This window comes from Ruegeria sp. BJ5, assembly GCF_056537865.1.
The window spans coordinates 351,283-376,457 of sequence record NZ_JBQFSH010000001.1 but is presented as its reverse complement, the minus strand read 5'-3'; the positions used below and the strand labels follow the sequence as shown (position 1 = coordinate 376,457).

Annotated in this window: 24 protein-coding genes; 10 read left to right on the top strand and 14 right to left on the bottom strand. The window is 61.4% G+C overall.

The genetic code is table 11. The features are described 5' to 3' along the window. Positions 1-149: 149 nt before the first annotated feature. The 5 genes from ACR0NY_RS01830 to ACR0NY_RS01810 all read right to left on the bottom strand — a co-directional run bounded on the left by ACR0NY_RS01830 (position 150) and on the right by ACR0NY_RS01810 (position 6,546). The gene (locus ACR0NY_RS01830) at positions 150-1,526 is read right to left on the bottom strand and encodes a TRAP transporter large permease (RefSeq protein WP_170338824.1); all 1,377 of its coding nucleotides are present in this window, start codon (positions 1,524-1,526) and stop codon (positions 150-152) included. Next, positions 1,526-2,203 (bottom strand): TRAP transporter small permease, encoded by a 678-nt coding sequence (locus ACR0NY_RS01825; protein ID WP_170338826.1) that lies wholly within the window; start codon positions 2,201-2,203, stop codon positions 1,526-1,528. Before ACR0NY_RS01825 ends, ACR0NY_RS01830 begins: the two co-directional genes overlap by 1 nt. A gap of 108 nt (positions 2,204-2,311) precedes the next feature. Then, positions 2,312-3,313: a DctP family TRAP transporter solute-binding subunit gene (locus ACR0NY_RS01820; RefSeq protein ID WP_170368383.1), complete on the bottom strand. Its 1,002-nt coding sequence runs from the start codon at positions 3,311-3,313 to the stop codon at positions 2,312-2,314. A 273-nt stretch (positions 3,314-3,586) separates the two neighbouring features. Then, the gene (locus ACR0NY_RS01815; protein WP_170368382.1) at positions 3,587-4,816 is read right to left on the bottom strand and encodes a sigma-54-dependent transcriptional regulator; all 1,230 of its coding nucleotides are present in this window, start codon (positions 4,814-4,816) and stop codon (positions 3,587-3,589) included. Next, positions 4,813-6,546, bottom strand: a complete 1,734-nt coding sequence (locus tag ACR0NY_RS01810) for a sensor histidine kinase (RefSeq protein WP_170368381.1) — start codon at positions 6,544-6,546, stop codon at positions 4,813-4,815. The genes ACR0NY_RS01815 and ACR0NY_RS01810 overlap by 4 nt, the downstream gene beginning before the upstream one ends. 47 nt (positions 6,547-6,593) lie before the next feature. Between ACR0NY_RS01810 and ACR0NY_RS01805 the strand changes: the two genes are divergently transcribed. Continuing rightward, positions 6,594-7,775: a cytochrome P450 gene (locus ACR0NY_RS01805; protein WP_170368525.1), complete on the top strand. Its 1,182-nt coding sequence runs from the start codon at positions 6,594-6,596 to the stop codon at positions 7,773-7,775. 7 nt (positions 7,776-7,782) lie between these two features. Here the strand turns inward: ACR0NY_RS01805 and ACR0NY_RS01800 are convergent, their stop codons facing one another. Beyond that, a complete protein-coding gene (locus ACR0NY_RS01800; RefSeq protein WP_093961931.1) occupies positions 7,783-8,262 on the bottom strand; it encodes an Lrp/AsnC family transcriptional regulator in 480 nt (159 codons plus the stop codon). Positions 8,263-8,406: 144 nt separating this feature from the next. On the opposite strand from ACR0NY_RS01800, the gene cobA reads away from it, so the two are divergent. The 7 genes from cobA (at position 8,407) to infC (ending at position 14,011) form a co-directional block, all read left to right on the top strand. Continuing rightward, the gene (gene cobA / locus ACR0NY_RS01795) at positions 8,407-9,183 is read left to right on the top strand and encodes a uroporphyrinogen-III C-methyltransferase (protein WP_170368380.1); all 777 of its coding nucleotides are present in this window, start codon (positions 8,407-8,409) and stop codon (positions 9,181-9,183) included. After that, positions 9,183-9,497 (top strand): DUF2849 domain-containing protein, encoded by a 315-nt coding sequence (locus tag ACR0NY_RS01790; protein WP_170368379.1) that lies wholly within the window; start codon positions 9,183-9,185, stop codon positions 9,495-9,497. Before cobA ends, ACR0NY_RS01790 begins: the two co-directional genes overlap by 1 nt. Before the next feature lie 65 nt (positions 9,498-9,562). Beyond that, the gene (locus tag ACR0NY_RS01785; RefSeq protein ID WP_170368378.1) at positions 9,563-11,227 is read left to right on the top strand and encodes a nitrite/sulfite reductase; all 1,665 of its coding nucleotides are present in this window, start codon (positions 9,563-9,565) and stop codon (positions 11,225-11,227) included. Then, a complete protein-coding gene (locus ACR0NY_RS01780) occupies positions 11,217-11,978 on the top strand; it encodes a phosphoadenylyl-sulfate reductase (RefSeq protein ID WP_093961927.1) in 762 nt (253 codons plus the stop codon). The genes ACR0NY_RS01785 and ACR0NY_RS01780 overlap by 11 nt, the downstream gene beginning before the upstream one ends. Next, entirely contained in the window at positions 11,975-12,382 is a 408-nt protein-coding gene (locus ACR0NY_RS01775) for a DUF934 domain-containing protein (protein ID WP_170339405.1), read from the top strand. Before ACR0NY_RS01780 ends, ACR0NY_RS01775 begins: the two co-directional genes overlap by 4 nt. A gap of 88 nt (positions 12,383-12,470) precedes the next feature. Then, complete coding sequence (locus ACR0NY_RS01770) at positions 12,471-13,304, top strand: ferredoxin--NADP reductase (protein ID WP_170339407.1); 834 nt, start codon at positions 12,471-12,473, stop codon at positions 13,302-13,304. A gap of 131 nt (positions 13,305-13,435) precedes the next feature. Then, a complete protein-coding gene (infC, locus tag ACR0NY_RS01765; protein WP_311201685.1) occupies positions 13,436-14,011 on the top strand; it encodes a translation initiation factor IF-3 in 576 nt (191 codons plus the stop codon). A gap of 79 nt (positions 14,012-14,090) precedes the next feature. On the opposite strand, the gene ACR0NY_RS01760 is transcribed toward infC, so the two are convergent. Together ACR0NY_RS01760 and ACR0NY_RS01755 are read right to left on the bottom strand one after the other, a co-directional pair. Beyond that, entirely contained in the window at positions 14,091-15,407 is a 1,317-nt protein-coding gene (locus ACR0NY_RS01760; RefSeq protein WP_170368377.1) for an aspartate aminotransferase family protein, read from the bottom strand. A gap of 1 nt (position 15,408) precedes the next feature. Then, on the bottom strand, positions 15,409-16,170 hold the full coding sequence (locus ACR0NY_RS01755) for a beta-keto acid cleavage family enzyme (RefSeq protein WP_170368376.1): 762 nt from the start codon (positions 16,168-16,170) through the stop codon (positions 15,409-15,411). Positions 16,171-16,258: 88 nt separating this feature from the next. On the opposite strand from ACR0NY_RS01755, the gene ACR0NY_RS01750 reads away from it, so the two are divergent. Next, positions 16,259-17,161: a MurR/RpiR family transcriptional regulator gene (locus tag ACR0NY_RS01750; RefSeq protein WP_170368375.1), complete on the top strand. Its 903-nt coding sequence runs from the start codon at positions 16,259-16,261 to the stop codon at positions 17,159-17,161. A 45-nt stretch (positions 17,162-17,206) separates the two neighbouring features. Here the strand turns inward: ACR0NY_RS01750 and ACR0NY_RS01745 are convergent, their stop codons facing one another. The 5 genes from ACR0NY_RS01745 to ACR0NY_RS01725 form a co-directional block, all read right to left on the bottom strand. Then, positions 17,207-17,998 (bottom strand): FAD binding domain-containing protein, encoded by a 792-nt coding sequence (locus ACR0NY_RS01745; protein ID WP_170368374.1) that lies wholly within the window; start codon positions 17,996-17,998, stop codon positions 17,207-17,209. 100 nt (positions 17,999-18,098) lie between these two features. Then, positions 18,099-20,459 (bottom strand): xanthine dehydrogenase family protein molybdopterin-binding subunit, encoded by a 2,361-nt coding sequence (locus tag ACR0NY_RS01740; RefSeq protein ID WP_170368373.1) that lies wholly within the window; start codon positions 20,457-20,459, stop codon positions 18,099-18,101. A gap of 81 nt (positions 20,460-20,540) precedes the next feature. Beyond that, complete coding sequence (locus ACR0NY_RS01735; RefSeq protein WP_170338854.1) at positions 20,541-21,026, bottom strand: (2Fe-2S)-binding protein; 486 nt, start codon at positions 21,024-21,026, stop codon at positions 20,541-20,543. 148 nt (positions 21,027-21,174) lie between these two features. Next, positions 21,175-22,179: a molybdopterin-binding protein gene (locus ACR0NY_RS01730; RefSeq protein ID WP_170338855.1), complete on the bottom strand. Its 1,005-nt coding sequence runs from the start codon at positions 22,177-22,179 to the stop codon at positions 21,175-21,177. Then, positions 22,176-23,144 carry an XdhC family protein gene (locus tag ACR0NY_RS01725; RefSeq protein WP_170368372.1) on the bottom strand — a complete coding sequence of 323 codons (969 nt, stop codon included), beginning with the start codon at positions 23,142-23,144 and terminating at the stop codon, positions 22,176-22,178. Before ACR0NY_RS01725 ends, ACR0NY_RS01730 begins: the two co-directional genes overlap by 4 nt. Before the next feature lie 256 nt (positions 23,145-23,400). Here ACR0NY_RS01725 and ACR0NY_RS01720 point away from each other — a divergent pair, with 256 nt between their 5' ends. Beyond that, complete coding sequence (locus tag ACR0NY_RS01720; RefSeq protein WP_093961916.1) at positions 23,401-23,901, top strand: hypothetical protein; 501 nt, start codon at positions 23,401-23,403, stop codon at positions 23,899-23,901. Between the two features lie 2 nt (positions 23,902-23,903). Here ACR0NY_RS01720 and ACR0NY_RS01715 read toward each other — a convergent pair whose 3' ends face one another. After that, positions 23,904-25,160 carry a vWA domain-containing protein gene (locus ACR0NY_RS01715; RefSeq protein ID WP_170368371.1) on the bottom strand — a complete coding sequence of 419 codons (1,257 nt, stop codon included), beginning with the start codon at positions 25,158-25,160 and terminating at the stop codon, positions 23,904-23,906. Positions 25,161-25,175 lie beyond the last annotated feature (15 nt).

Sequence of the window (25,175 nt, the reverse complement as noted above, 5' to 3'; positions counted from 1 at the left end):
CATGGTGGGGAGGTCGTCCTCGGTCACTATGTGGTAAGAACCGGTGGTGAGTTCAAGCCCGGCCATTCAGCGAGGCGGCCCTTCAGATGCCGGCCGGCCGCGCAAAAGTGATCCGAACCGGCTGCCCGGTTCGGATCGATTGCAATGGTCTAGTTCGTAATGATCTCGGGGCCCATGAAGGTGTTTGGCAACACCGTCGACAGCCACGGGATATACGTGATCATGATCAGGAAGACGAACAGAACGGCCAGAAACGGCAGTGCTGCGCGCACGACGGCCATCATCGGCATTCCCGCGACGCCTGACGTGACGAACAGGTTCAGACCCACGGGCGGCGTGATCATCCCGATTTCCATGTTCACCACCATGATGATGCCCAGATGGATCGGGTCGATGCCCAGTTCGATGGCAATCGGAAACACCAGCGGCGCCACGATAACCAGCAGGCCCGAGGGCTCCATGAACTGACCGCCGATCAGAAGGATCACGTTGACCACGATCAGGAAAGTGATCGGTCCCAGACCCGCCGACAGCATTGCGCCGGCAATGTGTTGCGGCACCTGCTCATCGGTCAGAACATGCTTGAGGATCAGCGCGTTGGCGATGACGAAAAGCAGGGTGACCGTCAGCTTGCCGGCCTCAAACAGCGTATGTTTGGTGTCGGGGTGGAAAAAGGCCGTGATCAGCGCCAGCGGCTTTTTCACAAGCGAGAGGTTTTGCTCACCATCCTGGGTGCTGAGTGGCCCCATGTCCTTGTAGACGAAGCTGGCAATGAAGAAGGCGTATACAGCCGCGACCGCCGCTGCTTCGGTCGGTGTGAAGATACCGCCATAGATGCCGCCAAGGATGATGACGATCAGGAACAGACCCCAACCGGCCTCGCGTGCCGACGCAAATATCTCGCCCCAGCCTTTCCAATCACCTTTCGGCAGGTTCTTGACCTTGGCCATCACATAGATTGTGACCATCAGCATGAACCCGGCCATGAGTCCCGGAATGACACCGGCAAGGAACATCCTGCCGACCGAGACTTCGACCGCGGCCGCGTAGACAACCATAACGATCGACGGCGGGATCAGGATACCCAGCGTACCGGCGTTACAGATGACGCCAGCTGCGAATTCCTTGGAATAGCCGACCTGACGCATACCGGCGATCACGATCGAACCGATCGCAACAACGGTGGCCGGGGACGATCCTGACAGCGCGGCGAACAGCATACATGCGAACACGCCCGCAATTGCCAGACCGCCAGGCAGGTGACCAACGCAGGCGATCGAGAACCGAATGATCCGGCGCGCCACCCCTCCGGTCGTCATGAAGGACGATGCGAGGATGAAGAACGGGATGGCCAGCAGGGTAAAGTGGCCCTCGAACGCCTCGAACAGGGTCCCGGCAACCGAAGCCAGCGAGCTGTCCGAGTAGATCAGAAGAAACAGGGTCGAGCTCAGCCCTAGGGCAACTGCGATCGGAACGCCGATCAGCAGCAGGCCCACGACCATGGCAAAAAGTAGTACTACATCCATCAGTCGTGTTCTCCCTGAAGGGCCCGGACTTCTTCGATCTCGTCCTCAACCTCGTGGCTTGCGACAATACGGTCGGCCTCACCGCGCAGGATCTGCAGCCCGGCCTGGGCAAAGCGGATCACCAGCAGCAGCATCGACAGCGGCAGGACGAAATACGGCACGACCTTGGGCAGCTTCTCGTAGTACTCGCCATAGTTGATGAGGTCTTCGAGGAACCGTAGCGGCGCGACCATGGGGATGTCGTCCACCTCGTAGAAGCTCTGACTACGAGCGTCGAAATCAAAGCCCGTGGGGAACCAGCGTCCAGAGGTCGGAGGCAGGTCGGCAAAAACCGCCCAGTAGTCGTAGGACCCCTTCAGCAGCAGCAGCGAGAATACGAGGCAGCACCCCACCGCGATCAGTGCCAATACCCTGCGCGGTGCTGGTGGCAGCATGTTCAGGATGGCATCCACCCCCAGATGCGCGTGCTTCTTGACGGCGTAGGACGCCCCCAGCAATACCAGCCATCCGAAGGTGAATACGGTCAGCTCTAGCGCCCAAAGGATGTTGGAGTTGAAGACGAAACGCGCGATTACGTTGGCAAAGGTCACGGCCGTCATCAGGCCAAGAAGCAACGCGATCAGGGTTTCTTCGATTCGGTCGACCAGCCCACCGGGGCCGGTTTTCGCACCAGACATCTTTCTGTCCCCATTTTTGTTGATTTATCGAGGTGGCGGGCGTGGTCAGGCCCGCCTGGTATGTGCTCCGGCGGGCTTGCGACCGTCGGAGCACTCCTGCGTGTCGGATCAGAACCCGGCGTTGATCGCCTGAGCGGCGTCGATCTTGTCCTGACCGACGTCACCGGAGAACTTGTCCCAAACCGGCTTCATCGCATCAACCCAGGCCTGACGCTGCTCGGGTGTCAGCTCGCGGATCGTGCCGCCCGCGTCGACGATTGCCTGCTTGGCCTTTTCGTTGACCGCAAACGCCTCTTGGTTACGCTCTTCGGTCACCTCGGCCAGGATCGTCAAGAACTGCTCGCGCACTTCTGGATCCAGGCTGTCCAGCCAGTCGACCGAAGTCACGACCAGATAGTCGATGATGCCGTGGTTGGTTTCGGTGATGCCATCCTGCACTTCGAAGAACTTTTTGCCGTAAATGTTCGACCAGGTGTTCTCCTGACCGTCCACAACGCCCTGTTGCAGAGCACCATAAACTTCCGAGAATGCCATTTTCTGCGGGCTGCCGCCGATGGCTTCCATCTGCGCAACCAGCACGTCCGAAGACTGAACGCGGAATTTCAGGCCGTTGGCGTCCGAAGGATCGATCAGCGGCTTGTTGGCCGACATCTGCTTCATGCCGTTGTGCCAGAACGCCAGACCCTGCAGGCCCCGGCGCTGCATGCTGTCTTTCATGGCCTGGCCATCCGCCGAGGCCTGGAACGCATCAACGGCGTCGATGTTCTTGAACATGAACGGCAGGTCGAACAGGCGGAACTGCTTGGTGAACTTCTCGAACTTCGAAAGCGACGGGGCGGCCAGTTGCACGTCCCCCTGCAGCATCGCCTCAAGCACCTTGTCGTCGTTGTACAAGGTCGAGTTCGGATAGACCTCCATGCACATGACGCCGTTCATCTCGTCATTGACGCGCTGCTCGAGCAGCGATGCGGCGATACCCTTGGGGTGTTTGTCGGTGTTCGTCACATGCGCGAACTTGACGACGATCTCGCCATCGTCACAGGCAGCGAAGCCCGCTGTTGCGGTAACGGAAAGCGCAAGCGCGGTGGCGGCTGTTGCCAGGAATTTCATCTGTCTTTTCCTCCCAGACTTCCAAAGAAACTTCCTTTGACATCCATGGGGATGTCGGATGCGCAAGAGTGAAACGAATCGAAGGACACCGTTCAACAATTCGAGAACGGCTGGTAGCAGACAGATTTTCTAATTACTTTTCCGTAGTTTAAATAGAACATCCGCAATGAGTATTTTGTTATCGCAGACATTTGTGCGGGAAACCGCACACCCAAATGCGCGAGTGTGCGAAAATCCGCACACACATCGAATCACCGGGCGAATCGTTCCGCGTCAGCGCCGATAGTCTTCAGGGCGTATGCCGTAGCGGGCCAATTTGTCGTAGAAGGTCTTGCGCGGCAGTTTCAGGGATTTGGCCGCGTCCGACGCCCTCCCGTTGTGACGACCCAAGGCCGCGATCAGCAACGAGCGCTCAACGCGCGCCATCTGCTCGTTCAGCCCAAGGTCGGCCGCTGCGGCGACGTCCTCGGGCATCCCCAGAACAAAACGCATCGCCGCTGACATCAGCGAACGCGCGTTGCCGGGCCAGTCTCGCGCCATCAATGAAGCCAAGTGTTCGGACGAGACATCAGGTATCGCGATCCCGGCCTGCTCGGCCGCTTGGGCGACGTAGTGGCGAAAGATCACCGGGATGTCCTCGGGGCGCTCGGCCAGAGATGGTACACGCACCCGCATCACGTCCAACCGATAGAACAAATCGGCATTGAACCGACCCTCGGCCGCCATCTCGGCCAGGTCCGCGGTTGTACCGGCGATGATGCGTACTCCGGGCCCATTTTCGATCATCTCCAGGGCCGCATATTGCGTCGCCTCGGGCATGGCCGAGACTTCATCCAGAAACAACGATCCGGCTGCAGCATCCTTGCAGATATCCTGCAAGGCATCCGCCCCCAAACCTGACGCCGGGCGCTTGACGAACGGCCCCTGCGCCCGGGGTGACATCAAATGGATGACTTCGGCGACTTTCGAAATGCCGCTGCCGGGTGGTCCGGTTACCAGAACTTCGGCCTGAGTTGGGGCAACGCTGCGCACCCTGTTTCGCAATGCATCAGCCTGCGGTGATAAACCGAACAACAAGCGGGCCGCAGGATCACCCTTCTCCAGTTCGCGCTTGGCTGCCCGGTGGTCCAATACCTGACTGCGCGCAGCAAATGCGCGGCTCAGAACCGCAAGCAGATCGGCGGCAGCGCAGGGCTTCTCAAGAAAGTCGAACGCGCCCTGCCCCATGGCCTGCACCGCCATCGGTATGTCGCCCTCGCCGGTCAGCAGAACGACCGGCAACTCCGAGTCGACCTCGCGGGCATAGGACAGAAGATGAAACCCATCCCGTCCCGGCATCCGAATATCCGAGACAATCACACCTGGGAAATCGTCCCGGATATGGTCTTTGGCAGCCACAAACGATCCAGCGGGAACTACGGAATAGTCCGCAAGCTCCAGAGTCTGGGCCAGTGCCTCACGCACGGCAGCGTCATCATCGACCAATAGAACCGTTCGGATCATGCCGCGGCTTCCTTTTCAAAAGGTTCCAACTCGACGGTGAATTCTGCTCCGTCGGGCATGTTCGCGCCGCGTATCTCTCCTCCGAAACTCTGGACCAGACCGTATGAGATCGAAAGGCCAAGGCCCATTCCCTCGGATGAGCCAACGGTTTTGGTCGTGTAGAACGGCTCAAAAACGCGATCGGGATCCTGAATGCCCGGGCCGGTATCGCGCACCGCGACCATCAACCGCTCGCCACGGGTCAGCGTGATCGTCAGGCTTCGGGTTTCGCGGCCGGTCATCGCGTCGGCGGCATTGGTAATCAGATTGACGAAGACCTGCACCAGCCGCACCTCTCCGCCCCAGGCAAAGACAGGTGCATTGGGCGGTTGCCAGATCAACTTGACCCCGTCCGAGCGCAACCGGCCGTCGGTCAGTTCGACGGCGGTGTTGAGCACCTGAACCAGATCGACCTTGCCCATAGGCTCGCTCTCATTGCGGGCAAAAGCTCGCAAGTTCTTGATAATGCGCGCCATACGGGCAGCCATGTCCGAGATTCGCCCCAGGTTTTCGCGGGCCTTTTCGGGCTTGCCCTGCAACAGAAAGGCCGTGCCGTTGTCGGCGTATTGCCGGATGGCCATCAGCGGCTGATTCAATTCGTGGCTGATGCCCGCCGACATTTTCCCCAGAGCGCTCAGCTTGCCGGCCTGAACCAGATCGTCCTGCGCGCGTTTCAACGCCGCTTCGGTCTCTTGCCGCTCGGCCACCTCGCGGCGCAGCGCCACGTTTGCGGCCGTCAAAGCGCGGGTCCGCTGTGCCACCCGGCTCTCCAGCACCGCATTGGCTTCGGCCAGAGTGCGCCGCCGTTCGGTGGCCAGAAACAGCAACGCGCCAAAGGCAAGGCAGATCGCTGCGACCGCGGCGGCCTGCAATCCGGCCAGACGTCGTGCCGGCGTCACATCCATCAAGACTTCGCCTGTCATTCCGATCACCGGCAGATCGCGGGTCAGGTGCAGGGCGCGATCCGGCAGGTACGGGCTCCAGCCGATCGACCATAGTTCGTGCGGGCCCATGCGTGTAGACGAAAACGCGCCCGGCTTGCCATCAGCCGGCTGCAAGCCGATCTGCCCCGGCGGACGTTGCCAAAACAGCAGTTCGGACCGGTTGGAAATGAAGACCGAGCCAGCACGATCCACGAAGAACACCGCCTCGGTACTGCCGCGCCACGTGTTTTCAACGTCTTCGACATCCGCGATGACCATCAGGGCTCCGGTTACCTGACCATCTTCGGAAAACGCAGGCGCCGCATAGGAATAGATCCGGTTTCCAGTGTCGCGCAAAACCCCGTGCGAGCTGCCAAGAGCGCCGTGCAGCGCGCGTTGAAACGCGGGCTGATCGGCCATGTTGCCGTTCACCACGTCCCGCGCAGCGGCCAGAACGCGCCCGGTCTCGTCTGCATAAAGAACATCCACCGCCGAAGTCTTGTCCGCGACCTCCAGCAGAAGCGCCTGCGCCGTCCGCCGCCGGTCGCTGGTGTCCAACGCCCGCAATGCGGGATGCTCGGCCATCAGCACCGCAAGTTCCTGATAGACCTGCAACTGAGTGCTCAGACGATCCGACGCCAACTCCAGATCGGCCTCGGCCTTCTCGCTAAGCTGAGAGAGCGCCTGCCGGTACCCATAAGACCAGACGGCCGCCGACAACAGCGCGACCGCGAACAGGAAACCAATCGTGACCCAAACTCTTTGCATGAAACAGGGTCTTGCATTCACAGCGCCGCATGGCAAGTCTGCGCCGCATGAAGACCGTGCACCAATCTCCGACCGAGCCCGAATTTGTTCAAAACCCCTACCCTTTCTATCGGGCAGCGCGCGACTACGGTGACTTGGTGTACTGGCGGGACTACGACATGCCCGCGGCGATGTCTCACGCGGCGGTCCAGACCCTCTTGCGCGATCGGCGTTTCGGACGTGAAGTACCGCCAGAGATGGCCACAAAGGGCCCAGATCACCTTGCGCCGTGGCTGACGGTCGAAGCGCATTCGCTGCTCGAAGCGGAACCTCCGCGCCATACCCGCCTTCGCCCTCTGGTTCTGCGCGCCTTTACCTCGCGGGCTATCGGAGCGCTCGCACCGGACATCGAAAGGCTGTGTCACAACCTGATCGACGCGTTCCCCGATGCTCCATTCGACATTCTGGATGCCTATTGCACGCAGGTTCCTGTGATCACGATCTGCCGGTTGCTGGGCGTACCTGAAAGCATGGCACCGCAGTTGTTGCAGTGGTCCCACGCCATGGTCGCCATGTATCAGGCCAGTCGCACCCGCGAGACCGAAGATCAGGCAGCACAGGCCGCCGCCGAGTTCTCGGCATTTCTGAACGACTACGTCTCTCACCGCCGATCCGAACCGAAAGATGATCTGATCACCCGTTTGATCACGGCAGAGGAAGACGGCGAGAAACTGTCACGCGACGAGTTGATCGCTACCTGCATCCTATTGTTGAACGCCGGCCATGAGGCAACCGTTCATTCGCTGGGCAACGGCGTCAAAACGCTTTTGGAGTCCGAAACCAGCCCTGATGCCCTGGGCCCGGACACAATCGATACGACGGTCGAGGAGATCCTGCGCTTCGACCCGCCGCTACATATGTTCACGCGCTATGCCTATGAAGACGTCGAGGTTTATGGCCATCGGTTTGCCCGCGGCGATCAGGTGGCGTTGATGCTTGGGGCCGCCAACCGTGACCCGGACGTCTGGACCGACTCGGACAAATTCGACCCGACCCGCAGCATTCAGGCCAACACGAGCTTTGGCGGTGGTTTGCATTTCTGCGTCGGCGCTCCGCTGGCCCGGCTGGAAATGCGGATCGCTCTGCCGGTTCTTTTTGACCGCTGTCCGGGCCTGCGACCGGCCGAATCTCCGGAATATGCGAACACCTACCATTTCCACGGGCTGACCCGACTAATGGTCCAAGCCTGAGCGCCGATCAGGTGTCTGCCAGGGCGTTCAGGGGCAGCATGGTGGTCGACTTGATTTCTTCCATCGACAACAGCGCGGTAACGTTGTGCACGCGCACTTCCGAGATCAGTGCCTGATAAAATGCATCGTAGGCCCGTGCGTTCCTGACCCGAACTTTCAGAATGTAGTCGATGTCGCCAGCCAGGCGGTGCGCCTCTTGAACTTCGGGACGATCACGCAGGGCCTGCAGGAACTTGCGTTGCCAATCCGCCTCATGCTCGGAGGTTCGGATCAGAACAAAAAACGTCGCCTCGAAACCCAGCGCCTCTGCGTCCAGCAGAACGGTCTGCTGACCGATGATTCCGGCCCCTTTCATCTTGCGGATCCGATTCCAAACGGGTGTCTTTGAACTACCCACCTTGGCCGCGATTTCGTCCAGCGATTGACTGGCGTCTCGCTGCAGCTCGGCCAGAATTTTCCGATCCGTGTCGTCTATTCGAACCGACATTCCAATTTTCCTTCCGAATGAAAACCCATGTTCCGCCTACCGCGCAATTCAGAACGCTTGTCCTTATTTGATCGGCAATATGGCATCTAGGCGGGAATATTTCCTATATTGAGGACCAAGTCAAACAACAGCCAGGGCTACCCAATGAAGGCCACGCAGACAAAAGGACAAACGGGACAGGTCGACTTCGTCGGCGCAGGACCCGGTGATCCTGAATTGCTGACTCTCAAGGCCCTGTCCGCATTCCAGCGGGCCGAGGTTGTTTTGCATGATCGCCTGATCAGCCCAGAGGTTTTGCAACTGGCCGGCCAGAACGCCCGGCTGGTCGACGTGGGCAAGGCCGGCTTTGGTCCGTCCTGGAAGCAGGATGACATCAACGCATTGCTGGTTGACTACGCGCTCAAGGGACAACGGGTCGTTCGCCTCAAATCCGGTGACGCGACCCTCTTCGGCCGGCTGGACGAAGAGATCGATGCGCTGGACGCCGCAGGTATCTCGTGGACGATCGTTCCGGGCATTACGGCTGCCTCGGCGGCGGTGGCCGGAATTGGTCAAAGCCTGACCCGACGCGGCCGAAACTCTTCGGTCCGGTTTCTGACCGGGCACGACATGGAGGGCTTTGCCGATCACGACTGGGCTGCGCTGGCCCGTCCGGGGTCAGTTGCAGCCATCTACATGGGCAAGAAATCCGCCCGCTTCATTCAAGGACGCTTGATCATGCACGGCGCCGATCGCACCACGCCGGTCACGTTGGTCGAAAATGCCTCGCGACCTGATCAGCGCGTTGTCGCCACGACGCTGGATCAACTGCCTGCAGTCCTCGCCGCTGCCGGCCTCGACGGTCCTGCACTCACATTCTATGGCCTGGCCCCGCGCGACGCGGCCAAAGCCGTCACCGAATTCAACAAGGAGCTTGCCTGATGGCCCGCGCTTTCACCCCCAAAGTCGTTACCGCAAATGACCTGCTGGAAGGCGACGTGATCTATCTGACCGCCGATGACCGTTGGTCGCGCGATCTGCGCGAGGCCGAGCTGATCACCGACGAAGCGCACGCTCAGCTGCGTCTTCTGGATGCACAGAAGCAAGTCGACAAGATCGTAGGTGCCTATCTCGCCGACGTCGTTGCAGGCGAAAACGGTCCTGAACCCACCCATTTTCGGGAAGACTTCCGCCGGACTGGTCCGTCCAACTATGCCCACGGCAAACAGGAATCTCCCCCGCAGCCCCGGGTCTGATCTCAGGCCCCTCTCTCCCCGTAAAAAGGCCCCGGATCCGGGGCTGCAAAAAAGGACAGCCAAAGATGTACCGCTACTCCGAGTTTGACAAAGCATTCCTGGCCGAGCGCAACGCACAGTTCCGCGCCCAGGTCGAACGCCGCATCGACGGCTCGCTGACCGAGGACGAGTTCAAGCCCCTGCGCCTGATGAACGGCCTGTATCTGCAACTGCACGCTTACATGCTGCGGGTGGCCATCCCCTATGGCACGCTCAACAGCGCCCAGATGCGCCAACTGGCCCTGCTGGCCGAGAAGTGGGACAAAGGTTACGGCCACTTCACCACGCGCCAGAACATCCAGTACAACTGGCCGAAACTGCGCGACGTGCCTGACATGCTGGACGCGCTGGCCGAGGTCGGCCTGCATGCGATCCAAACCAGCGGCAACACCATCCGCAACGTGACCGCCGACCATTTCGCCGGTGCCGCCGCGGATGAAATCGCCGATCCGCGCCCCTATGCCGAGCTGCTGCGCCAGTGGTCGACCGATCACCCGGAATTCCAGTTCATGCCGCGCAAGTTCAAGATCGCCATCACCGGGTCCGAGCATGACCGCGCCGTGATCAAGGCCCATGACATCGGTCTGCAACTGGTCGAGCGCGACGGCGTTCTGGGCGCCCGCGTTCTGGTGGGCGGCGGCTTGGGCCGCACGCCGATGATCGGCAAGGAGCTGTCTGATTTCGTGGCCTTCGACGACCTGCTGGCCTATCTGGAGGCCACCGTTTCGGTCTGGAACCAGATCGGCCGGCGCGACAACAAGTACAAGGCGCGCATCAAGATCACCGTGCATGAACACGGCATCGACGCGATCCGCGCCAAGGTCAACGAACGCTTCCTGCAGGTCCGTCCGCAATTCAAGGGCGCCGACATGGCGCTGCTGGATCAGATCAAGGCGCATTTTGCTCCGCCCGCCTTCCGTACAGGCTCGGTCGCGGCGTTCGAGAGCGCTCATTCGAACGACCCGGTATTCCGGTCGTGGATCGACACCAACATCGCGCCGCACAAGCAGGCGGATCACGCGATCGTCACGATCTCGATCAAGAAGCACGGCCAGACGCCGGGTGACGCGACCGCCGAGCAGATGCGCGTGATGGCCGATCTGGCCGAGCAATACGCCTATGACGAACTGCGCATCAGCCACGAGCAGAACGTGATCCTGCCGCATGTCCACAAATCGGACCTGCCCGCGATCCACGCCAAGCTGAAAGAGCACGGTCTGGCCACCGCGAATATCGGCCTGATCAGCGACATCATCGCCTGCCCCGGCATGGACTATTGCGCGCTGGCAACGGCCCGCTCGATCCCAGTGGCGCAGCAGATCGCGACCCGGTTCGACGAGCTGAAGCTGGAGCACGACATCGGCCACCTGAAGATCAAGATCTCGGGCTGCATCAACGCCTGCGGGCATCATCACGTGGGTCACATCGGCATCCTGGGCTTGGATCGCGCGGGCGTCGAGAACTACCAGATCACGCTGGGCGGAGACGCCACCGAAACGGCTGCCATCGGCGACCGCACCGGTCCGGGCTTTGCCTATGACGAGATCGTGCCCGCGGTCGAACGTATCGTGGAAACCTATCTGGAACAGCGCACAAGCGCCGAGGAGACCTTTTTGGAAACCTACCGCCGTGTTGGAATGGCCCCGTTCAAGGCGGCCCTCTACCCCGAGGCGCGGGCCAATGCCGCTTGACCTGATCCAGACGGAATTGGGCCGGGAACGACGCGAACTGACCGAAAAGGTCGAGGCGCTGAACGCCCGGTTCCGCCACCACAGCGCACATGACGTCATGCATGGTGCGCTTGAGGAAGCAGGCAACCTAGCGCTTGTCTCAAGCTTCGGCGCCGAGTCGGTGGTGTTGCTGCACATGGCTGCCGTGGTCGACAAGGCCACGCCTGTCCTGTTCATCGACACGATGATGCTGTTTACCGAGACGCTGGAATACCAGCACGAAGTCAGCGAGCGTCTGGGTTTGAAGAACGTCCAGATCATCCGCGCGGATGACGAGGATATTCAGCGCGAAGACCCCTATGGCGCACTGCGGCTGCGCGACATGGATGCCTGCTGCAACCTGCGCAAGACCTTCCCCTTGCAGCGGGCCTTGGCGGGCTATGAAGGCTGGATTACCGGGCGCAAGCGGTTCCAATCCGGCACCCGCGCCACGCTCGAGTTCTTCGAGGTCGAGGACGGCACCGGCCGGATCAAGGTGAACCCTCTGGCGCATTGGGCGCCTCAGGACGTGCGCGCCTACATGGAAGAAAACCGCCTGCCCCGGCATCCGTTGGTGGCAAAGGGCTATCCCTCGATCGGCTGTGCGCCCTGCACCTCGCCGGTGAAGGATGGCGAAGATCCCCGCGCCGGACGCTGGCGCGATCAGAACAAGGAAGAATGCGGCATCCATTTCGTCGACGGCAAAATGGTACGCAGCGGAGAGAAAACATGAACGTAATCGTGAATGACGAGGGCTTTGCCCCTGATGACTGGACCGACGGCTTTGTCACCCTTGAGGATGCCGCAAACGATGTGATCGCACTGGACGTCACCTCGGATACGGACCCCGACGAATTGTTCGAACGGCTTGGAAACACGCGCATGGTGCGCGTCGACTTTCCGTCCTTTGCCGATGGCCGAGGCTTTACCATTGCCCGTACGCTGCGCCTGAAGGGCTATGAAGGCCGCCTGCGCGCGAAGGGACACGTGTTGGCCGACCAATACGCGATGGCCCGGCGCAGCGGCTTCGACGAGGTCGAGATTGACGCAGACCTTGCCGCCCGCCAGCCCGAGGACCAATGGCTGGCCCGCGCCAACTGGCAGGACCACGATTATCAGGCCCGCCTGCGCGGCTGACGCAACGATCGGGGCAATCTGCCCCCTTTTCCTGACCTGGATCAAAGCTTAAACGGAGATGCCGGTTTACCAGACCGGTAGTGAAACGATGACAGAGATGAAGCCCGTGACCGAAGCAACCGCCGTGAAGGCCCCCGTCCTGCCGGACGCCCAGACCGTTCTGGAAGTGAAACACTGGACCGACCGCCTGTTTTCGTTCAAGGTCACGCGTCCGCAATCGCTGCGCTTCCGCTCGGGCGAATTCGTTATGATCGGCCTTTTGGGCGACAACGGAAAACCGTTGCTGCGCGCCTATTCGATCGCGTCGCCGTCGTGGGACGAGGAACTGGAATTCTATTCGATCAAGGTGCAGGACGGCCCGCTGACCTCGAAACTGCAGCACATCCAGCCCGGCGACCAGATTATCCTTCGGCCCAAACCGGTGGGGACGCTGGTGCATGATGCACTGCTGCCGGGCAAGCGCCTGTGGTTCTTTGCCACCGGAACCGGGTTTGCCCCCTTTGCCTCGCTGCTGCGCGAGCCTCAGACCTATGAGGACTACGACGAGGTCATCATCACCCACACCTGCCGCGAAGTGGCGGAACTGGAATATGGCCGCCAGCTGATCGAGAACATCCGCAAGGACGAGTTGCTGGCCGAACTGATCGGCGAAGGTTTCGCCGACAAGATCCGCTATTACCCGACCACCACCCGCGAACAGAGCCCCAAGATGGGCCGGATCACCGACCTGCTGAAGGACGGAACCGTCTTCAAGGACCTGGGCATCGAAGGCGGCATCAAGCCCGAGACCGATCGAGCGATGGTCTGCGGCAGCCTGGCCTTCAACCACGACATCAAGGCCATTCTCGAAGAGTTCGGCTTGCGCGAAGGCGCGAACTCGGACCCCAAGGAATTCGTGATCGAAAAAGCCTTTGTCGGCTGAGCCGAGATCCGGGCCGGCGAACGCCCGTTCCGCCGGCCCGAGCACCGCGTCGACACGTGCGAATTTCGTGTCATAGCACCTATATGGCGCTTGAAAGAACCTTCGTCTCAGTTTAAGTTCCCGGCTCGGAAATCGGCAATTATCAAAGGAATGAACCCATAGCCCGCAGACCTCACAACGCGCCGCCTCAACGTGATACCGGCCCGCGCGTCAATGAAAAGATCCGTGCCCCCGAAATTCGCCTGATCGGCGCCGAAGGTGAGAATGTCGGGGTGGTTCATCCCGCCAAGGCCATGCAGATGGCAGCCGATGCCGGTCTTGATCTGGTCGAGATCTCGCCCAACGCGAATCCGCCGGTCTGCAAGATCATGGACTTTGGCAAGTTCAAGTACGAGCAGCAGAAACGCGAAAGCGAAGCCCGCAAGAAACAGAAGATCATCGAGGTGAAAGAGGTCAAGTTCCGGCCCAACACCGATACGCATGATTACGACGTCAAGATGCGGAACGTTTTCAAGTTTCTCGAGAATGGCGACAAGGTCAAAGTGACCCTGCGCTTCCGCGGCCGGGAAATGGCGCACCAGAACCTGGGACGTGAACTGCTTGAGCGCGTGGCGGAAGACGTCAAGGAAATCGGCAAGATCGAAAACATGCCGAAGATGGAAGGCCGCCAGATGATCATGATGATCGGACCGCTTCCCCAGAAGTGACGGCACATGGATCCGAGTGACCAAAGCTCCCTTGTTCGAGGGAGCTTTTTTATTTGTGGGTCAAAGTCAGGGCGGCGTGTCAGATTGCTTTGGAAATCGCAACCGACAACTTGTCCACCAGTTCGTCCAACTGCGGCTCTTCGATGATGAATGGCGGGGCCAGAAGCACATGGTCGCCTCTCCTGCCGTCGCGTGTTCCGGACATCGGATAGCAGATCAACCCCGCTTCGACGGCGGCTTTTTTGATATTGGCCGCCACTCCCCGGGTCGGGTCAAACGGTTCGCGCGTATCTCTGTCAGCCACCAGTTCGATGCCTCGGAACAGGCCCCGACCACGGATGTCCCCGACATTGGGATGCTGGCCAAAGGCCGCTTCGAGTTTGGCTTGCAGTTTGTCACCCATGTTGCGGGCACGGGCCGGCAAATCGCGCGAGGTAAGTTCTGTCACAACAGCGAGGGCTGCAGCCGTGGCCACCGGGTGTCCGACATAGGTATGGCCGTGCTGGAAGAAGCCCGAGCCATTTCGGATGGCGTCATAAATCCGATCCGTGCACAGCGTGGCACCGATGGGTTGATAGCCAGCCCCCAAGCCTTTGGCGATGCAAAGAATATCCGGCGTCACCCCATCGTGGTCGCAGGCAAACAGATGGCCGGTTCGGCCCATGCCGCACATGACCTCGTCCAGGATCAACAACACGCCGTATTGATCACAGATTTCGCGGATCCGCTTGAAATACCCCTCGACCGCGGGGACGGCGCCCAACGTGGCCCCGACCACCGGTTCCGCCATAAACGCCATCACGGTTTCGGGCCCCAGCCGCTGGATCTCCACCTCAAGCTCGTTCGCCACGCGTTGGCCATAGCCATAGCTGCTCTCGCCTTCGGGCTTTTCGGCGTATTCGTAGCAGGGCGCGATATGGCTCATCTCGATCAGCATTGGTGCGAATTGGACTCGTCGCCATGCATTTCCGCCCGCTGAAAGCGCGCCCAGCGTATTGCCATGATAGCTCTGCCGCCGTGCGATAACCCGAGACCGCTCGGGCTGCCCGATTTCAAGGAAGTACTGGCGCGCCAGCTTGATCGCGGCCTCGGTCGCCTCGGACCCGCCGGACACGAAATAGACCCGGTCCAACGATCCGGGCGCGTGCTGGATCAGCAGATCTGCCAGGGCTTCGGCTGGTTCCGAGGTCATGAAACCAGTATGGGCAAAAGCGATCTTCTGAACCTGCTCCTGTACCGCGTGGATCACTGCCGGGTTTGAATGTCCCAGGCACGACACGGCCGCATCCCCACAGTCGAGATACCGTTTGCCCTGCGCGTCGATCAAATAACACCCATCACCGCCGACAGCGACCGGCAATTCCGCCTTGGTGTGGCGCGGAAAAACATGGCTCATATCATTGTCCTTTCAGCAAAGCGATCAAAACCGCAACCGAGGCCGCGTTGTCCGTCCATCGGGTTCCATCCGAGTTCGTCAGGCTGTTCTCAAAACCGACCCTGACATCGCCGCCACGAGCGGCCGCAGCGGCCAGACAGGCGTGTTCCAGACGCCCGAACGCACAAACCATCCAAGGCGTACGAGCAGCGGGAAAGGCCTCGAGGTCCGCCGGTTGGGATTCCTGCCCGGTGGCATAGCGTCCCAGCACCAGCAAGCGGTCTTCCTGCTCGCGCCGGACGATCCCATCCGACTGCCATCGCTCCAACAGATCCGCATCCGTCGAATCGTAGAGGATATGCTGCACCCGAGTTCCCTGTTCCGCACACAGCGCATAGACCCGCGGGGCCAGATCGGGCGCGCGCGCAATTTCGCGAACCGAGATCGAGGCCCATTTCGGGGCCACCTGCTGCAGGCACTCCAACTGCGCAGAAACGTCAAAGATACCGGTGGCCTCGGTCGTGATCTGAACATCCATCGTTGGCACGGTTCGGGCAAGCTCGGCCATAGCCTCCCGATAGCGCCCTGCATCCAGAGAATGCGCGCCCTGCCCATCCCTGACATGCAGGTGCAACCCGTTTGCCCCGGCCGCATGGCAGGCAATGGCCGTCTCCACAATCTCACCGGTCGAAACCGGCAAGGCGGGGTGATCCGCATGACTGCGTCGCGCACCGTTCGGTGCGACCAAAACATACGGAAGCGACGAAGCCTGTGTGTCAGACATTGAATCATCCTATCGGTTTCTTGCGTGCTTAGCTCGTGTGAGGTTGTTTTTCTCTTGCATTTTTCAAAACATTTGTTTTTTTCCCATCATGACACCCCCTACTCACCACCTGATGGATCGGCTGCGCCGAGAGATCGACCATTTGCCGGCCCAATTGCAGGCGGCAACAAAATACATCATCGACCATCCGGGCGATTTCGGAATCGACTCCATCCGCGTGTCTGCCGAAAAGATCGGCGTCAGCACAAACGTGATCGTTCGGCTGGCACAGCATCTTGGTTTTGATGGCTTCGAAGCCTTCCGCCGCCCTTTCCGGAGGGATCTTGTCACAGATAGCGAAGATCGCCTCAGCCGGGATTGGCTGACCCAGTTGAATGCCGGCGATGCCTTTGCGTCGGCACAGGCCAACTATGCCCGCAACGAGATGAACGTTGTGTCACGTTCGTTGCGCCAGCTGGACCCGGGCAAGGTCAGATCCGCAGTCACACTGATGTCCGATGCTCCCCAGTGCTTGGTCACTGCAACCCGCGCAAGCTATGCCTTGGCCTATTACTTCCACTACGCCGGACGCATGGCCCACCCGGGAATGCAGTTGATCCCCAGACATATGGGGTCGGCCATCGACGACCTTCTGAGCGCGGGCGAAACCGACTGCCTGTTCGCGATCACCGTTCATCCTTATTCTGCTGACACGATACGTGCCATCCGGTTTGCCCGGGAAAGGGGTATGCGCGTTGTTCTGCTGGCCGACAGCGATGTCATCGCCCCAGGCGTCGAAGCGGACGTAACGCTGACCATCAGCACCCGATCTCAGCATCAGTTCTCCAGCTTCTCCGGAGCGATGGCCGTTCTCGAAGTTCTTCTGGGCCACCTTTTCGCAATCAAGGGCGACGCGGCTTATCACCGGGTTCAGGACTATCAGAAAGCGCGCGAGGATGCCGGAGCCTACTGGCAGCCCAAAAGGCTTCCGCGTGTGGCGAAAAAGAAATAGGCCCCGGAAACACGTCCGGGGCCCAAAGCAGTCACTGCGACCGCGTCACATACAGGCCTGAACCGCCCGCCGGGTCATGACACCAACCAGATGGGCGCGGTAGTCTTTGCTGCCGTGCAGATCTCCGATCATGTTCATCGGGTTGACCCGAAGATCCATAAGGGCATCGGGCCGGAACTCCTTGCTCAACGCCTGCTCGGCTTCGCTCCAACGGAACACGCCGTCTTCGCTGGCTCCGGTCACGGCAACGCGCACCCCGTCCGCAAAGCGGGCAAGGAAAACACCCACCAGCGCAAAGCGCGAGGCAGGCTGCAGGAACTTCTGGTAGCTCGCTGCCTGCGGTACCGGGAACCGGACCGTCGTTATCAGTTCGCCCTCGTCCAGTGCTGTCGTGAACATGCCCTGAAAGAAGTCATCCGCAGCGATTTCGCGCGCATTCGTACGAATGGTCGCGCCTGACCCCAATGCAGCTGCGGGGTAGCACGCCGCCGGATCGTTGTTGGCCAAGGACCCGCCTATCGTGCCCCTGTTGCGAACAGCGGGATCACCGATATGCCCCGCCAAATCAGCCAGTGCGGGATACTTGCCCGCAACTTCTGCCGCCACCGTGGCATGCGTGGTTGCCGCTCCAATCGAAATCGACCCATCATCTTCGATGCAGACGCCTTTCAACTCGGGAATGGCACCCAGGCTCACCAGCGTCGCGGGTGAGGCCAGTCTTTGCTTCATCGTCGGGATCAGGGTCTGACCGCCCCCCAACGCCTGTGCATCCTCTCCCGCCAACGCGGCAACCGCATCAGCAATGGTCGAGGGGTTCTTGAACTCGAAACTGTACATTTCGCTTTTCCTTTCCGAAAGGCGCGGAACCGCCCTTCATCTGGCATTTGATTGACCAGGGAGCGCGAGGGGCTGACCCCTCGCGGTCCAACCTCTCCACTCAGCGGTTCATCGCTGCCCAAACGCGCGACGGGCTGACCGGCATGTCGATGTGGTCCACCGCCTTGCCACCCGAGTTCAGCGCATCGATCACGGCATTGACCACCGCAGGCGGCGATCCAATCGCCCCGGCCTCGCCGCAGCCCTTAACGCCCAACGGATTGTGCGTGCACGGCGTCTGGCTGGAATGATCGACGGTATAGAACGGCACGTCATCGGCCCGCGGCATGGCATAGTCCATGAAGGACGCGCTCAGCAGCTGGCCATTCTCGTCATAGACGCAGTTCTCCAACAAGGCCTGACCGATCCCCTGTCCGATGCCACCATGCACCTGGCCGTCGACGATCATCGGGTTGATGATGTTGCCGAAATCATCCGCCGCGGTGAACCGTTCGATGGTCACCTGCCCGGTCTCGGGGTCAACCTCGACCTCGCAGGCATAGGCACCGGCCGGGAAGGTGAAGTTGGCCGGATCATAGAACGCGGTTTCCTCCAGCCCCGGCTCGACCTCAAGCGGGAAGTTGTGCGGCACATAGGCAGTCAGGGTCACATCCCCCCAGGCCACCGACTTGTCGGTGCCGGCCACGGTGAACTGGCCATCCTTCAGCTCGATATCGGCCTCGGACGCCTCCAGCAGGTGCGCCGCGATCTTCTTGGCCTTGTCGATCACCTTCTCGGTCGCCTTGACCATCGCCGATCCACAAACCGCCAGCGAGCGCGACCCATAGGTGCCCATGCCGAACGGGATCTTCGAGGTATCGCCGTGCACGATTTCAACCATCGACTCGTCGATGCCGATCATGTCGGCCACGACCTGCGGAAAGGCCGTCTCGTGCCCCTGCCCGTGGCTGTGCGCCCCGACCATGACGCTGATCGAGCCGGTGGCGTTCACCCGCACGGTTGCGGCGTCATACAGGCCCGCACGCGCACCCAGCATCCCCACGATGTTCGAGGGCGCGATGCCGCAGGCCTCGATATAGCAGTTCACGCCCAGGCCGCGCAGCTTGCCCCGTGCCTCGCTTTCGGCGCGACGTGCCGGGAACCCTGCGAAATCGGCGGCCTGTTCCAGCTTGTCCATGGTGCCGTTGTAGTCGCCGGTGTCATAGGTCAGCGCCACAGGCGTGTCATAGGGGAACTGCGTGATGAAGTTCTGCCGGCGCAGCGCCACCGGATCGACACCCAGCTCGCGCGCGGCTTTGTCGATCACGCGCTCCAGCTGATAGGTCGCCTCGGGGCGGCCTGCACCGCGATAGGCATCCACCGGCACGGTGTTGGTGAACATCGCCCGCACATTCACCTGAATGACCGGCGTCTTGTAGTTGCCCGCCATCAGCGTCCCGTGCAGCCAGGTCGGCACCGAGCTGGAAAACGTCGACAGATACGCGCCCAGATTGGCAAAAGTATTTGTCCGCAGCCCGACAAAATTGTTGTCGGCATCCAGCGCCAGCTCGATCTTGCTGACATGGTCGCGTCCCTGTGCATCCGACATGAACGCCTCGGACCTGCTGGCCGTCCACTTGACCGGGCGGTTGCAGGCCTTGGCGGCGAAGGTGCAGAACGCCTCTTCTGCGTAGTGGAAGATCTTGGTGCCAAAACCGCCACCCACATCCGGAGCCACGACGCGGACCTTGTGCTCGGGCAAGCCCAGCACGAAGGCACACATCAGCAGTCGGATCACATGCGGGTTCTGCGAGGTGGTATAGAGCGTGTATTCATCCGTGCCCCGGCTGTATTCCGCCACGGCCACGCGCGGCTCCATCGGGTTGGCGACCAGACGGTTGTTCACCAGTTCCAAGGTGGTGACATGCGCCGCATTGGCGAACACCTCGTTCACCTTGGCATCGTCGGCCTCGCCCAGCTGCCAGTCATAGCAGATGTTGTTTTTCAGATCGTCATGGACTAGCGGCGCGCCCTCTTCGGCGGCGGCTTTCATGTCCAGAACGGCGGGCAGTTCCTCGATGTCGACGTCGATCGCCTCGGCCGCGTCGCGGGCCAGTTCCAGGCTGTCGGCCACGACGGCCGCGATCGGGTCGCCCACATGGCGCACCTTGCCTTGCGCAAGGATCGGGTGCGGCGGTTCCTGCATGGGCGCGCCGTGCTTGTCGGTCACCTCCCAGCCGCAGGGCATGCCGCCCACGCCTTCGAAATCCTTGCCGGTAAACACCCGGACTACGCCGGGCATGGACTCGGCGACGGACGTGTCGATGCTTTTGATCCGGCCATGCGCGATGTCGGATCGCAGAAAATACACATAGGCCTGACCACGTACGTTGATGTCGTCGGTGTAATTGCCCGCTCCGGTCAAAAAGCGCACGTCCTCGCGGCGCTTGGAACTGGCTCCGATGCCACTGTCTTTGGGCATTGCTTGTTCTCCTCCCATAAACGGATGCTTGGGCGCATCCCTGTCAACCCACGGGCGCTTTCAGTCACGCCCGCAGCGGCATCATTCGGCGGCGATGTGGCTGACGTCCTGGCCGGACGCGGCCATGATCGCCTTGACGATGTTGTGGTACCCGGTGCAGCGGCACAGGTTGCCTTCCAGGTATTTGCGGATTTCGGCCTCGGTCGGGCGCGGGTTTTCCTTCAGCAGGGCCGCTGCCGACATCACCATGCCGGGCGTGCAGAAACCGCATTGCAGGCCGTGATGATCCTGGAACGCCTGCTGGATCACGTTCAGCGATCCGTCCGGGTCGGCCTGCCCCTCGATGGTGCCGACATCGGCCCCGTCGGCTTCAAGCGCCAGCATGTTGCAGGACTTGACCGCCTCGCCGTTCACATGAACCACGCAGGCGCCGCATTGGGCCGTGTCACAGCCCACATGGGTACCGGTCAGCGACAGGTTATCGCGCAAAAAACTGGACAGCAGCGTCCGGCCTTCGACATCACCGCTCACGGTCTTTCCGTTCACGGTCATTGAGACCTGTGTCATTAGTTCCTCCCATTTTCGTATTTATCCTTGGCCCGAGTTAAACACGGGAAAAGTCGTTTGAGAACAAAAATCTTGGCCGTTTCCAACCCGTCTCTTGGGAGCAAAGAGCTAACACATATCGCAGGTCGCCAGCGGTGCGAAACTGCCGTTACGTCACTTTGGGTTTCGCCCGGGGTTGCGGACGGGTCGGGATTTCCTTGAGCAGACCACCGACGCCCATCGCCGCGATATCGGCACCCGCCGTCGGGATGCCGCAAGCCACCCGCGACAGCACCCAGTCGGCCCCGTTCAACGCGGGCGAGCGTGCGCATCCCGGCAAACCGATGACCGGCCGCTTGCCCAAAGCCCCGAGAAACAACAGGTTGCCCGGATCAACCGGCATGCCGAAACGGTCCACCTGCCCACCCGCACGCCGAACGGCCTTCGGCGCCACGTCCTCGACATCGGATGTGGCCGAGCCGGTCAGGATCATGACGATATCGGTATTCATCCGGGTCAATGCCTGCGCCAGAGCATCGACCGCATGCGGAACGATCTGCACGACGTCCAGGCTCAGACCCAGGGCCTCGACCCGGCCGCGCATCGCGGCGATGCCCTTGTCATTGGGCGGCCCGCCGGGGATGTCGGTCACCACCAACCCGGCGCTGCCAAATATCGGCGTGGCCAGGCGAATGGCCCCGCTGGCCAGCTCCGCCGCGCGCTGAACGTCCGCCAGCGGCACCGCGTAGGAAATGACCTTGATCGTGGCAACCATGCCACCCGCACCCATCTGCTGATGCTGAGGAACGGTGGCCACCGTGATCATCGGGTTGACCTGATTGAACGCCAGAAGAGCCTCAACGCCCAGAAAAGCTACGCCCGCGTGATCCGCAATCAGGTTGACACGCCCCGTGAACGGCTCGGTCACGCGCAAGTTGGCCCGCTTCGGATCCGGGGTCAGTGCCGCAGCCAAATGGCGCGCGGCCTCGTCCTCGTGACAGTCGCCGGGTTCCAGCCGCGCGACCACCACCTCGGACACGCCCGCCTCGGCCAACAGGGCGACATGCGTATCGTCCAGCATCATTCCCTTGCGCAGCTTTTTCGTGCCAGCCATGACCGAATGCGCAAGGATCGCGCCCTTCGCGTCCGCAACCGGTATAGGGCCGAACCTCATGCCTTGCCCCGCAGCACGGCTGTTATCTGCGCGATGATCGCAACGGCAATCTCGGCCGGTCCGGCCGCGCCGATATCCAGACCGATCGGCCCGTGGATGCGCTGCAGCTGCTCCGCCGAGAAGCCTGCCTCGGTCATCCGCTGCACCCGTTTGGCATGGGTGCGCGACGACCCAAGCGCGCCGATGTAGAACACGTCCGAGTCCAGCGCAGCCTGCAGGGCCGGATCATCCAGCTTGGGGTCGTGGGTCAGCAGAACCATCGCCGTGCGCGAATCCAGACCGATGCTAGCCACGGCCTCGTCCGGCCAGTCGGTCAGCAGCTTTTCACCGGGAAAACGGGATTTGGACGCAAACGCCTCGCGCGGATCGATGATGATCGGGTCATAGCCCGCGATCCGCGCCATCGGGACCAGCGCCTGCGCGATATGGACCGCGCCCACCACGATCAACCGCAGCGGCGGGTTGTGCACGGCCACGAAGGTCCGACCATCTTCTTCGAACCCCGAGCGATCCATGCGCAGCCGGTCCGCATAGGCGTTGCGCCGCAGCGCGCGGTGGCCGGTTTCGACATTGACCTCATAGGCCACGGGCTCGCGCCGCGCCCGCGCCGCCACCAGTTCGGCCAGCATCGGTTCGGGCAGGACCGCGCCCACCGGCTCGACCAGAACTCGGATCGTGCCGCCGCAGGCCAGCCCGACGGAAAAGGCGTCCTCGTCGGTGACGCCGAATTCCAGCAGGCGCGCTTCGCCTTCTTCGATGGCTTCAAGCGCCTCGACGATCACCGCGCCTTCGACACAGCCGCCCGAGACCGACCCTTCGATTCGACCATCACCGGCAATGACCAACTGGGCCCCCACCCGCCGAGGTGCGCTGCCCCAGGTTTCAACGACCGTCGCCAGAACCGCGCCGCGACCCTCGCGAAACCACGCCAATGCCGTTTCCGGACTGTTGTCAAATCTGTCCATCGGACCCTCCCGCGGTGGTTCGCATCAACATAAGCAGGATTGACGCGATGAAAAGCAAGGAGCGCATTCTCAGGTGGATTATCTCGGACACCGACCCCGCCAACTTGGTTCTTCATGTGACGCAGAAGGCAGGTTTCGGCCGAAGTCCGCGACAGACAATCAAACATTTGATTGTTTTTCGCCCGCCGACTAGCCTGCGGGCAGGCCCGACTTGCGGCCGAATTGACGCAAGAGATTTCGTAAAGGAGACAATGTCTTGAAACAGATATTTACACTAACCATCGGCGCAGCGGCATTGATTGCAGGCAGCGCCTGGGCCGACACTTTCGAACGCTACGGAGAGGTCGAGGGCTGGAAGGTCTTTGTCGACAAGGAAAAGAAGTCATGCCTGATCGAAGCGGTCGATGATGCCGAGAACGTGGTGCAGATGGGTCTGACCGAAGACCGCAGCGTGGGATATGTCGGTGTCTTCACCAAGGCGGAAACCGACATCAAGCGCGGAGACAAGGAGGCCGTCGCGATCCTACTGGGCGACAACCTGTATGTCGGCGAGGCAACCGGAATGAAGGGCAACATCACCAAGGGGTATTCCGGCGGCTATGTCCTGTCGGACGACCCGCAATTCGCCGACGACCTGGCCAAGCAAAAGGTAATGGCGGTGTTTCCCGAGAAATCCTTTGGCTTCACCGTCGATCTGACCGGCACCTACAAAGCCATGGAAATGGCGCGCGAGTGCAACGAAAAGCAACTGCAGTGACGTCAGCTTGTAAGCGCGGCCAACAACCGCGCTTTCTCTCCCTGGTCGTCGGGTCGTGAAATCACGGCGGCCAGATCCTCGAGCGATGCAATCGAATGACCGGCGCGGAAGCTGTCCACATGCGGCAGCATCGCGGCGACGCCCTGCGCCTTGGGCGCGAACCCGTCCCAGCGCAGCAGCGGGTTCAACCAGATCAGCCGCCGGGCCGACAGGTGCAGGCGTTCGATCTCTTTTTCCAGCAGATCGGGATCACCCCGTTCCAGCCCGTCGGTGATCAGCAGCACGACAGCCCCCTGCCCCATAACCCGGCGCGACCAGTCTCGGTTGAACTGGTGCAGGCATTCGCCGATGCGTGTGCCGCCCTCCCAATCCTGCGCCTCGGCCCCGGCGGCGGCCAGCGCTGCATCGACATCGCGTTGATGCAGGTGCCGCGTGATGTTCGTCAGCCGCGTGCCGAAGGTGAACGCATGCACCTTCGCCCAGCCGGCCCCCTTGGCGTTCGAAACCGTGTGCAGGAAGTGCAGGATAATCCGGCTGTACTGGCTCATCGACCCCGAGATGTCACACAGCGCGATCAGATTGGGCCAGCGCGGTTTCGGTTTGACCAGTGCGATCTGGTGCATCTCGCCGCCCTGACGCATGGCCGCGCGCAAGGTGCGCGCCCGGTCGATCCGCTGGCCCAGATGGCTGGCCTGCCCCCGGCGCGAGGCGATCGGGTCCACAGGCAATTTCAGCCGCGCCAGAATCCGCTTGGCCTGCGCGGTTTCCGCGGTGCTCATCTGTTCGAAATCCAGCGACCGCAGCCGTTCCTCGGACGAGGCGGTCTGCGTGGCGTCAATCTCGATTTCGCTTTCGCCATCTTGCTCGACGCCCTTGGGCTCGTCCCGTTCGACACCATCCAGCAGGGCCTCGGCCGCGCGTTTTTCGCCCGCTTCGGCCATGCGTTCCTCCTGAACTCCGCGAATGGCCGGCAGCATCATCGACATCATGTGCTCAAGATACCGCGGGTCGCGCCAGTACAGGCGGAAGATCTGGGAAAACACGGTGCGATGCTCGGGCCGGTTCACGAAACAGGCGTGCAGGGTCCAATAGAAATCCTGCTTGCGGGTAAAGCCCGCCGCCTGCACCGCTCGGATGGCGTCGACCACGCGGCCGGGGCCGATCGGCAGCCCGGCCTTGCGCAAGGCGCGCGCGAAATGGGTGATGTTCTGCGCCAGTTTCGGATCGGTCGGAATTTCCAGCGGAAGCTGTTCGGCCATCCCTAGGCCCCCGGA